1 protein-coding gene is annotated in these 11,988 nt (G+C 45.4%); it reads left to right on the top strand.

Annotated elements, in window-relative coordinates; all coding sequences use genetic code 11:
- Positions 1-10 precede the first annotated feature (10 nt).
- Positions 11-11,947, top strand: coding sequence for an amino acid adenylation domain-containing protein (locus AAHT65_RS17160; protein WP_343310564.1), 11,937 nt, complete (start codon positions 11-13; stop codon positions 11,945-11,947).
- Positions 11,948-11,988: the final 41 nt, after the last annotated feature.

The following is an 11,988-nucleotide window of genomic DNA, read 5'->3' as shown; positions in this document are numbered from 1 at the left end:
GAGGAAACCTATGTTTACCAATCAATTTCATACTTTAGTCGATGTCATTCGGGAAAGAAGCAATACAACGGATCACGGAATCCGTTTTATCGAGTCCGATAAAAACGAGACGTTTGTATCTTATCGCCAATTGTTTGATGAGGCGCAAGGATTTCTCGGTTACTTACAACATATCGGCATTCAGCCAAAGCAAGAAATTGTGTTTCAAATCCAAGAAAACAAATCATTTGTCGTCGCTTTTTGGGCTTGTTTATTAGGAGGAATGATCCCGGTACCGGTCAGTATCGGAGAAGATGATGACCATAAGCTAAAGGTATGGCGCATTTGGAATATATTAAACAATCCGTTTCTGATTGCCTCTGAAAAGGTATTGGAAAAAATAAAAAAATACGCTGCAGAACATGATTTACAAGATTTCCATCATCAATTAAACGAGAAATCTGACATTATTCAAGATCGAACCTACGATCATCCCGCTTCATTATATGAATCTGATGCAGATGAACTGGCCTTCATTCAATTTTCTTCCGGATCGACAGGGGACCCGAAAGGAGTCATGTTAACCCATCATAACTTAATACATAACACGTGTGCCATTCGGAATGCCCTGTCTATTGACTTGAAAGATGCTTTTTTATCTTGGATGCCTTTAACCCATGATATGGGGCTCATTGCCTGCCACCTAGTTCCCATCTTGTCCGGAATCAATCAAAATCTCATGCCGACAGAATTATTTATCCGCAGACCTATTCTTTGGATGAAAAAAGCTCACGAACATAAAGCCAGCATCCTATCCTCTCCTAATTTCGGATACAACTATTTCCTTAAATTTTTGAAAAATGAACAACGTTTAGACTGGGATTTATCCCATATCAGGGTCATCGCAAACGGTGCGGAACCTATATTGCCAGAGCTGTGTGACGAATTTTTGAAAAGATGCGCAACGTTCAATATGAAAAGATCCGCCATTTTGAATGTTTACGGTTTAGCGGAAGCTTCGGTTGGCGCATCGTTCTCTAAAACGGGTGAAGAATTTGTTCCTGTTTATTTGCATCGCGATCATTTAAATCTCGGTGAAAGAGCCGTGGAAGTCAGCAAAGATGATCAAAACTGCGCTTCTTTCGTCGAAGTGGGACAGCCCATTGACTACTGTCAGCTTCGAATCAGCGATGAAGCAAACGAAAGATTAGAAGACGGAATCATCGGTCATATCCAGATCAAGGGGGAAAATGTGACCCGAGGGTATTATAACAACCCCGAGAGTACGGACAGAGCGCTGACTCCTGACGGCTGGATAAAAACGGGTGACCTTGGTTTCATCAGAGAAGGTAACTTAGTCGTAACCGGAAGAGAAAAAGACATTATTTTTGTGAACGGAAAAAATGTGTATCCTCATGATATTGAACGGGTCGCGATTGAAATGGAAGAGATTGATTTAGGAAGAGTTGCAGCCTGCGGTGTATATGATCAAGAGACGCGAAGCGGAGAAATCGTGCTCTTTGTTGTTTTCAAAAAATCCCCTGAAAAATTCGCACCGCTTGTCAAAGACATTAAAAAGCATTTGTACCAACGAGGCGGCTGGAGCATAAAAGAAGTCCTTCCGATCCGAAAGCTGCCAAAAACGACAAGCGGAAAGGTTAAGCGATATGAACTCGCTAAGCAGTATGAGACAGGGGAATTTTCGATAGAGTCTGCCACAATCAAGGAATTTCTGGAGAGCCATCAGAAGGAACCGGGTCAGACTCCCATCCATGAGATAGAAACGGAATTGCTGTCTATCTTTTCCGAAGAGCTTGCTGGGAAAAAGATTCACCTAAACGATAGTTATTTTGATATGGGCGCAACTTCATTACAGTTATCTCAAATTGCCGAACGCATAGAACAAAGGTTTGGGCGCGAGCTTGCGGTTGCTGATTTATTTACATATCCTTCTATTGCAGATTTAGCGGCATTTCTGGCTGAAAGCCATGCTGAAATTAAGCAAGCCGATACTAAGCTAAGCCGTGTTTCGTCGAAAGACATCGCCATTATCGGGATGTCGCTCAATGTTCCGGGAGCATCGGATAAAAGTGATTTTTGGCACCTGCTGGAAAGAGGAGAGCACGGCATTCGACAATTTCCTGAACCAAGAGTCAAAGATGCGAAGGATTATTTACGATCCATTCAAAGCGAATTCAATGAAAGTCAGTTTGTTAAGGGCGGTTATTTAGATGAAGTCGATCGATTTGATTATTCGTTCTTTGGTTTAGCTCCTAAAACCGCACAGTTCATGGACCCCAATCAAAGGCTGTTTTTGCAATCCGCATGGCATGCGATTGAAGATGCAGGCTATGCCGGCGACACCATTAGCGGGAGTCAGGTCGGGGTATATGCAGGGTACTCGAAGGTGGGCTACGATTACGAACGTCTCCTCTCTGCGAATTATCCGGAGGAACTTCATCAATATATTGTAGGGAATCTTCCCTCCGTGTTAGCGAGTCGAATCGCTTACTTTTTAAATTTAAAAGGGCCGGCGGTCACCGTGGATACGGCTTGCTCATCATCGCTTGTTGCCGTTCATATGGCATGTAAATCTTTGCTTACAGGCGATTGTGAAATGGCGATCGCCGGGGGTGTTCGAACATCGCTGTTGCCGGTGCGTATCGGACTCGATATGGAGTCTTCAGACGGATTTACCAAAACGTTCAGCGAAGAGTCGGACGGCACAGGCTCTGGCGAAGGCGTGGCGGCAATCCTGTTGAAACCTTTACAGGATGCGGTTCGCGACGGAGATCATATTTATGGCGTAATAAAGGGGAGCGCGATGAATCAAGACGGGACAACCGCTGGAATCACCGCACCGAATCCGGCAGCTCAGACCGAGGTCATTGAGATGGCCTGGAAAGACGCGGGCATTGCTCCTGAAACACTGTCTTTTATCGAAGCGCATGGCACTGGAACCAAGCTTGGCGATCCGGTTGAATTTAACGGTCTTTGTAAAGCGTTTGAGAAGTATACGGCAAAGAAACAATTTTGTGCGATTGGCTCCGTTAAATCGAACATCGGACATTTGTTTGAAGCGGCAGGCATCGCTGGATTGATAAAATCTGTCCTCATGCTGAATCACAAAAAAATCCCGCCATTAGCGCACTTTAATAAACCGAATCCGTTAATTCGTTTTCAATCTTCACCATTTTACGTAAATCAAGAAGTTATGGACTTCACGCCTGGTGACCGACCGCTGCGATGCGGAATCAGCTCGTTCGGTTTTAGCGGAACGAATGCGCATGTGGTACTGGAAGAATATACTCGTGAAGGTGAGTTTATACCGGAGGCTGAAAATGAGCCGCACCTATTTGTTTTATCCGCCCATACTGAAACGTCACTCTATGAACTTGCCCAGCGGTATCGGCAATATATTTCGGATGACAGCCAAGCTTCATTGAAGTCAATTTGCTATACAGCAAGTACAGGCAGGGCTCATTTGGATCATTGTATAGCCATGATTGTAACCAGTAAGCAAGAATTAATAGATAAGCTGACCTGCTTGATTCAAGGCGATAGAAATCTTCCCCAGGTATACTTTGGTTACAAGAATATGAAGGAAATGCTGCCTGCCGATAAAGAAAAGCTGAATAAACAAGCTGCTCGTCTGGTCGAGGAGCGTACCCGTACGAAGGATGAACGAATCACATGGCTGAATCGTGCCGCCGAATTATTTGTGCAAAGAGCCGTGATTGATTGGCGTGCGGTATATTCCAATGAAGTTGTACAAAAAACTCCATTGCCCTTGTATCCGTTTGAACGGAATCGATGCTGGGCTGAAGCTGACCATTTGCGCTCTAAGGAAGGTAAAGAGAGAGGAGAAGCAGCATTGGATATCAATCATACGAAGACGCATATTGAATCCTTCTTGAAGACTGTGATTAGTAATGCTTCGGGAATCAGAGCGGATGAAATCGATCTGGATGCCCATTTTATCGGGTTCGGAATGGATTCCATCATGCTGACCCAGGTCAAAAAAGCCATTGCAGATGAATTTGATGTGGACATCCCGATGGAACGCTTTTTTGATACGATGAACAACATTCAAAGTGTCGTAGATTACTTGGCAGAGACCGCTCCATCGTCTGCGTCCGCTCCGGTCCAAGAGAGTGTTCCGGCGCAAGAAAAGCTTGTCATTTCAGAAGCACAGCCCGAATCGGATCATAGAGAAGATCATCAAGGGCATATGCTGGAAAAAATTATTGCTTCTCAGAATCAATTAATCCAGGACACCTTACAAGCTCAATTGAATAGCTTTAATTTGTTGAGAAACAGCAGCCATCATTCCGCAGCGGAAGAATACGTGAAAGCGCAAGAAAAATCGATCCCTTCTTCCAAGCAGGGGACTCCATCTGTGACTGCAGAAAAGAAATTGACTCAAGAAGCGAAGCCTTATGTTCCTTTCCAGCCGCAGCACTTGCATGAACAGGGACACTATACTGCACAGCAAAGACAATATTTAGAAACTTTTATCGAGCAATACGTAGACAAAACGAAAGGTTCCAAGCAATATACGGACGAAACCCGATTTGCTCATGCAAATAACCGCAACTTGTCCAGTTTCCGTTCGTATTGGAAGGAAATGGTATACCCGATTATTGCCGAACGTTCGGACGGTTCCCGGATGTGGGATATTGATGGAAACGAATATATCGATATCACCATGGGCTTCGGGGTAAACCTTTTTGGACATCATCCATCCTTTATTACGCAAGTCATCCATGATTCAACCCAATCGGCATTGCCGCCGCTTGGTCCGATGTCGAATGTCGCCGGAGAAGTTGCAGATCGAATCCGCGCATGCACTGGGGTAGAAAGGGTCGCTTTCTATAATTCCGGAACAGAGGCAGTCATGGTTGCCCTTCGTTTGGCGAGGGCGGCAACAGGAAGAAAGAAAGTTGTGGTGTTCTCGGGCTCTTATCACGGTACGTTTGACGGCGTATTAGGGGTAGCCAATACGAAGGGCGGGGCTGCGCCTGCAAATCCGCTGGCTCCGGGCATACCGCAAAACTTTATGAATGATTTGATTATTTTGCATTACAACAATCCGGATTCGCTGGACGTGATTCGCAGTCTGGGAAATGAATTGGCAGCCGTACTGGTAGAACCGGTGCAAAGCCGAAGACCGGACTTGCAGCCGAAATTATTTTTGAAAGAACTGCGGGCGATCACGCAACAATCCGGGACAGCCCTCATTATGGATGAAATTATTACGGGATTTCGGATCGGTCTCGGCGGCGCGCAGGAATGGTTCGACATTCAAGCCGATCTGGTGACCTACGGGAAAATCATCGGCGGCGGGCAGCCGTTAGGAATTGTTGCCGGAAAAGCTGAGTTCATGAATACGATCGACGGCGGAGTCTGGCAGTATGGAGACGATTCCTATCCAACGAACGAGGAGAAACGCACGTTTGTGGCCGGCACCTTCAATACTCACCCGCTTACCATGAGAATGTCATTAGCCGTGCTTCTTCATCTACAATCCGAGGGAGAAAATCTGTATGAGCGATTAAATCAAAAGACGACCTACTTGGTCGATCAATTGAATCACTATTTTGAACAATCGAAAGTGCCTATTCGTATGGTTCAATTCGGTTCCTTATTCCGGTTTGTCTCATCGGTTGATAATGATTTGTTCTTTTACCATCTCAATTATAAAGGTGTCTATGTTTGGGAAGGCCGCAACTGCTTCTTGTCTACGGCTCATACCTCGGATGATATTGCTTATATCATTCAAGCCGTTCAAGAAACGGTGAAAGATCTTCGCCGGGGCGGATTTATTCCGGAAGGGCCGAATTCCCCTGATGACGGAGGCCATAAAGAACACGAGACGTACGAGCTTTCTCCTGAACAACAACAATTGGTCATGGTATCCCATTATGGGAATGAAGCTTCTGCGGCTCTGAACCAATCCATTATGCTAAAAGTGAAAGGGGCAGTGCAGCATACGCTGTTAGAACAAGCGGTGCAGCATATTGTCAACCGCCATGACGCTTTACGCACGGTCATTCATGCCGATGACGAAGTACAGCAAGTGCAAGCACGGATGAATGTAGAAATTCCTGTCATCGATTTTACCGATCACCCGGATCATGAGGCGGAAATTCAAAAATGGCTGACGGAAGATGCCAAGCGTCCGTTTCATTTTCACGAACAGAAGCCCTTGTTTAGGGTTCATGTGCTTAAATCGAACCAAGACGAACATCTGATTGTGCTAACATTCCATCATATCATTGCCGATGGTTGGTCGATCGCTGTTTTTGTACAAGAGCTGGAGAGCACTTACGCCGCCATTATACAAGGAAAACTGCTTCCGTCGGATGAGGTTACTCCGTTTCACCAATATTTAGATTGGCAGCAAGCGCAGATCGACAGCGGCCATTATGAAGAAGGAGTCCGTTATTGGCGGGAGCACTTCTCTGAACCAATACCGCAGGCATTCTTGCCCAGCGCGGCCTCTTCCCGTTATCCGCACGGGTATGAGGGTGATAGGTGTACGGTTAGACTGGGGCGACCTTTAAGCGAGGCTTTAAAGTCATTAAGCATTCGCATGAAAAATAGCGTATTTGTGACCATGCTGGGTGCATTTCATCTTTTTCTGCACCAGCTTACCAAGCAGTCCGGCCTTGTGATCGGGATTCCAACAGCAGGTCAAGCACATATGAAACACCATGTGCTAATTGGGAATTGTGTCAATATGGTTCCGGTGAAGAATACGGCTTCTGCAGAAAACACCTTATCCGGTTACCTCGACTGTATGAAGGAAACCGTGAATCAAGTCATGCGGCATCAAGCTGTTCCGATGACACTGGTGGCCAGACAGCTTCCGCACGATCAAGTGCCGGATATGCGTATTATTTTTAATTTGGACAGACCTTTTCGAAAGCTGCATTTCGGAAAGGCGGAGGCTGAGCCCATTGCGTATCCTATGAAATGCATTTCATACGATTTATTTCTTAACGTAACGGACGTGGATCAAGAATATGTTCTTGATTTCGATTTTAATACGAACGTCATCAGTCCGGAGATCATGGAAAAGTGGGGAGCAGGCTTTGCGAAATTGCTGCGAAAAATGGTTGATGGGGATTCAGTTCCTCTTGACGCCTTGATGATGTTTTCCGATGAAGAACAGCAAGCTTTACAAGAGCTGTATGCCAGTCACCAGCAGCGAGTCTCTTCAACATTAAGCAAAACGGCAAATCTTGCTGCCGTCTACGAAGAGCCGGCAAATGAAACGGAGCGGCAGCTGGCACAGATCTGGGAGGACCTTTTCAGCCTTGAGCGGGTGGGCAGATTAGATCACTTCCTGGCTCTGGGGGGAAACTCGCTGCAAGCGACGCTTATGCTTTCCAAAGTTCAGAAAACATTTCATCAAAAAGTTTCCATAGGGCAATTTTTCAATCATCAGACTGTTAAGGAGCTGGCGAGTTTGATCGGGAGTGAAAAGAAAGTCATGCACCTCCCGATGAAGGCTGTTGAGAAGAAAGCCTATTACCGGACATCGCCATCGCAGCAAAGAGTATATTTCCTGCATCAAATGGAACCGAATCAACTGTCGCAAAATATGTTTGGCCAAATATCGATTATAGGGCAATACGATGAGCAAGCCTTGATCGCATCCCTTCAACAAGTCATGCAGCGGCATGAAGCTTTTCGCACTTCTTTTGACATTATAGATGGCGAAATTGTACAGAAAATTGCAAGTGAGCTTGATTTTAACGTTCATGTCCGTGCGATGGATCGGAAAGAATTTGATGCCTATGCAGATCAGTTTGTAAAACCTTTCTGTTTGGAACAAGCTCCTTTGGTTCGCGCGGAGTTGATCAAGATCGACAACGAGCAGGCGGAACTGCTCATCGATATGCATCATATCATTTCGGACGGTTATTCCATCAGCATACTTACGAACGAGCTATTCGCTCTATATCATCATGAGCCATTGCCGGAAATTGAATTTGAATATAAAGATTTCGCAGAATGGCAAAACCAGTGGTTAATTGGAGAGACCATGGAGCAGCAGGAGAAATACTGGCTGGAGCAATTCAAAGAAGAAATCCCCATCCTTCAACTGCCGACAGACGGTTCAAGAGCGATGGAATGGTCTTCTGAGGGACAGCGCGTGACGTGCTCCTTGCAGCCAAATGTAACCCGTTCGCTTCAAGATATGGCGCAAAAGGCGGGAACGACTCTGTATACGGTGCTTCTGGCTGCTTACAAAGTGTTGCTTCACAAATATACGGGCCAAGAAGATATCGTCGTAGGCACGCCTGCTTCCGGAAGAAATCATCCGGATATCGAAAGCATGATCGGAATTTTCATTCAAACCATCGGGATTCGGACCAAGCCGCACGCCAATAAAAGATTTGCGGATTACTTGGAAGAAGTCAAGCGGCATACGCTTGATGCATTTGAGAATCAGGATTATCCGTTTGACCGGCTGGTGGAGAAATTAAATGTACAGCGGGAAACAACTGGAAAGTCGCTGTTTAACACGATGTTTGTGTTTCAAAATATTGATTTTCATGAGATCCAGAAAAACGGATGTACGTATAGGGTGAAAGAACGAAATCCCGGAGTCTCTTTATATGATTTGATGCTAACGATTGAGGATGACGGAGAGCAGTTAGAGATGCATTTCGATTTTAATCCAGGGCAGTTTGAACAGGAAACTATTGAACAGATAACAAGACACTATACCCACATTTTGGACAGCCTTGTCAAAGATCCGGAGATATCTTTGTCTTCCGTTCCTATGCTATCTGACATCGAACGGCATCATTTGCTGATGGAGTTTAATGATACTGAGGCGCCGTATCCGAACGATGAAACGGTATGCCAATGGTTTGAAAAGCAAGCAGAACAGCGGCCTGATCATGAAGCCGTTATATTTGGCAATGAGCGGTACACGTACAGGCAGCTCAATGAACGGGCAAATCAATTGGCGCGAACGTTAAGAACGAAGGGCGTAAAAGCGGATCGGTTCGTTGCCATTATCTGCCCGCATCGTATCGAGCTGATTGTTGGAATTTTGGCTGTTCTAAAATCCGGCAACGCATACGTGCCCATTGATCCGGAGTATCCGGAGGATCGGATACAATATATGCTGAAAGATTCAGAGGCGGAAATTGTTTTGACACAGCACCAACTGTATAAACAATTAACGTATGATGGTGACGTTGTGCTGTTGGATGAGGAAAGTTCTTATCATGGGGATCGCTCGAATCTTGAACCGATCAGCGATACGCATGATTTGGCTTACATGATCTATACGTCGGGCTCCACGGGGAATCCGAAAGGCGTACTCATTGAGCACCGAGGGTTAGCCAATTATATTTGGTGGGCAAAAGAGGTTTATGTGAAGGGCGAGAAAACCAATTTCCCATTGTACTCGTCCGTCTCTTTCGATTTAACAGTGACGTCGATTTTTACACCGTTGGTCACGGGAAATACCGTCATTGTCTACGATGGAGAAGACAAAAGCGCGGTGCTTTCAACGATTATGCAGGACCCAAGAATAGACATGATCAAATTGACCCCGGCGCATTTGCATGTACTCAAAGAAATGAATATAGCCGATAAAACGACAATTCGAAAAATGATTGTGGGCGGAGAAAATTTAAGCACCCGCCTGGCCCACAGTATCAGCGAGCAGTTTAAAGGCCGGCTGGACATATTTAATGAATACGGACCGACGGAAACAGTCGTCGGATGTATGATTTATCGTTACGACGCTAAACAGGATAGGCGAGAATTTGTACCAATAGGCACTGCGGCCGCCAATACGAACATTTATGTGGCGGATACCAGCAGGAACCTGGTGCCGATCGGGGTACCCGGTGAAATTTATATCAGCGGAGCAGGTGTGGCCAGAGGTTATTTGAATCGCCCAGATTTAACGGCAGAGAAGTTCGTTGATAACCCGTATACCCCGGGAACGAAGATGTACAAATCAGGGGACTTGGCTAAGCGATTGCGGGATGGAAATCTTGTCTATTTGGGCCGAATCGATGAACAAGTCAAAATCAGAGGACATCGAATCGAACTTGGTGAGATCGAAGCAGCGATGCATAATGTGGAGGCGGTTCAAGAGGCCGCAGTTTTAGCCAGAGAAGAAGAGGACGGCTTAAAACAATTGTGTGCTTACTATGTGAGCGGCAAACCTGTACCAGGTTCGCAGCTTAGAGAACAATTGTCACTGGAGCTGCCGGATTACATGGTTCCGTCCTATTTTGTCCAGCTGGAGCATATGCCGTTAACGTCCAACGGGAAAATAAATCGTAAAGCATTGCCCGCGCCAGAGGCAAGTTTGCAGCAGACAGCCGAATATGTCCCGGCGGGCAATGAGATTGAATCCAAGCTGACAGCCTTATGGCAAGAGGTGCTCGGGATCAGCCATGCAGGGATCAAGCATAATTTCTTTGATCTTGGAGGAAATTCCATTCGAGCGGCGGCCTTAGCCGCCAGAATTCACAAAGAGCTGGATGTGAATCTGTCTCTAAAAGACATATTTAAGTTTCCAACCATTGAACAGTTGGCTGACATGGCGTTACGCACGGAAAAAAATCGATATGCATCGATTCCTGCTGCAAAGGAAATGCCCTATTATCCAGTTTCTTCAGCTCAGAAACGGATGTATCTGTTAAGCCATGCTGAGGGCGGCGAGCTGACTTACAATATGACGGGTGCCATGAGTGTAGAAGGGGACATCGATCTGGTCCGATTAAACGCCGCTTTCCAAAAATTAATCGAACGTCATGAAGCTTTGCGGACCAGCTTTGACCTATATGAAGGCGAACCGGCACAGCGTATTCATCTGAGCGTCGAATTTACAATAGAACGAATTCAAGCGAGAGAGGAAGAAGTGGAAGATCGTGTGCTTGATTTCATCAAAGCGTTTGATTTAACCAAGCCGCCGTTGATGCGAGTCGGACTGATTGAACTTGAACCTCTAAAGCATGTGCTGCTGGTTGATATGCATCATATCATTTCCGATGGCGTGTCCATGAATATTCTGATGAAAGATTTAAGTCAACTCTATGAGGGGAACGAACCGGAACCGCTTTCCATTCAATATAAGGATTATGCGGTTTGGCAGCAAACAGAAGTTCAAAGACGAAACATCAAGAACCAGGAAGCGTATTGGCTGAATCGGTTTCATGATGACATTCCTGCACTGGATATGCCTGCGGATTACGAAAGACCTTCCATACGCAATTACGAAGGCGAATCATTTGAATTTCTTATACCGGAACAATTGAAACAGCGCTTAAGCCAAATGGAAGAAACCACAGGAGCAACTCTTTATATGATTTTATTGGCGGCCTATACGATTCTTTTATCCAAATACAGCGGACAAGAGGATATTGTCATAGGGACGCCAATCACCGGCCGAACTCATATAGATGTAGAGCCTGTTGTGGGAATGTTCGTCAATACGTTAGTCATTCGCAATCACCCGGCAGGCCGTAAAACATTCGATGCGTACTTAAATGAAGTAAAGGAAAACATGCTTGATGCCTATCAAAATCAAGACTATCCATTGGAAGAATTGATCCAGCATTTACATCTTCCAAAAGATTCAAGCCGTAACCCTTTGTTCGATACGATGTTTGTGCTGCAAAATCTCGATCAAGCTGAATTGAAACTCGATTCCCTTCGATTCACGCCGTATACGCTTCAGCATCCGGTTGCCAAATTTGACCTGACCTTGTCGATTCAAGCGGATCAAGACAAATATCACGGTCTGTTCGAATACTCGAAGAAACTATTTAAGAAAAGCAGAATCGAAGCTTTATCAAACGACTATTTACGTATCTTATCCGCGATTATAGAACAACCAAGCGTTCAAATCGAACATATCGAATTGGGCGGCAGCGGCGTGGAAGAAGAGAACATGATCGATTCTATTCAATTGAACTTTTAGGGAAAAGCAGACATTTATTTTCTTTAAACTATACAAAATGA

The sequence above is a fragment of the Bacillus atrophaeus genome (assembly GCF_039519175.1).
Lineage (GTDB): Bacteria > Bacillota > Bacilli > Bacillales > Bacillaceae > Bacillus > Bacillus atrophaeus.
This window is presented reverse-complemented; position numbering and strand designations above follow the sequence as displayed.

Bases quoted from the DNA above. Each gene is read 5' to 3' on its own strand.
- AAHT65_RS17160 (WP_343310564.1), top strand. From the start codon at position 11: ATGTTTACCAATCAATTTCATACTTTAGTCGATGTCATTCGGGAAAGA.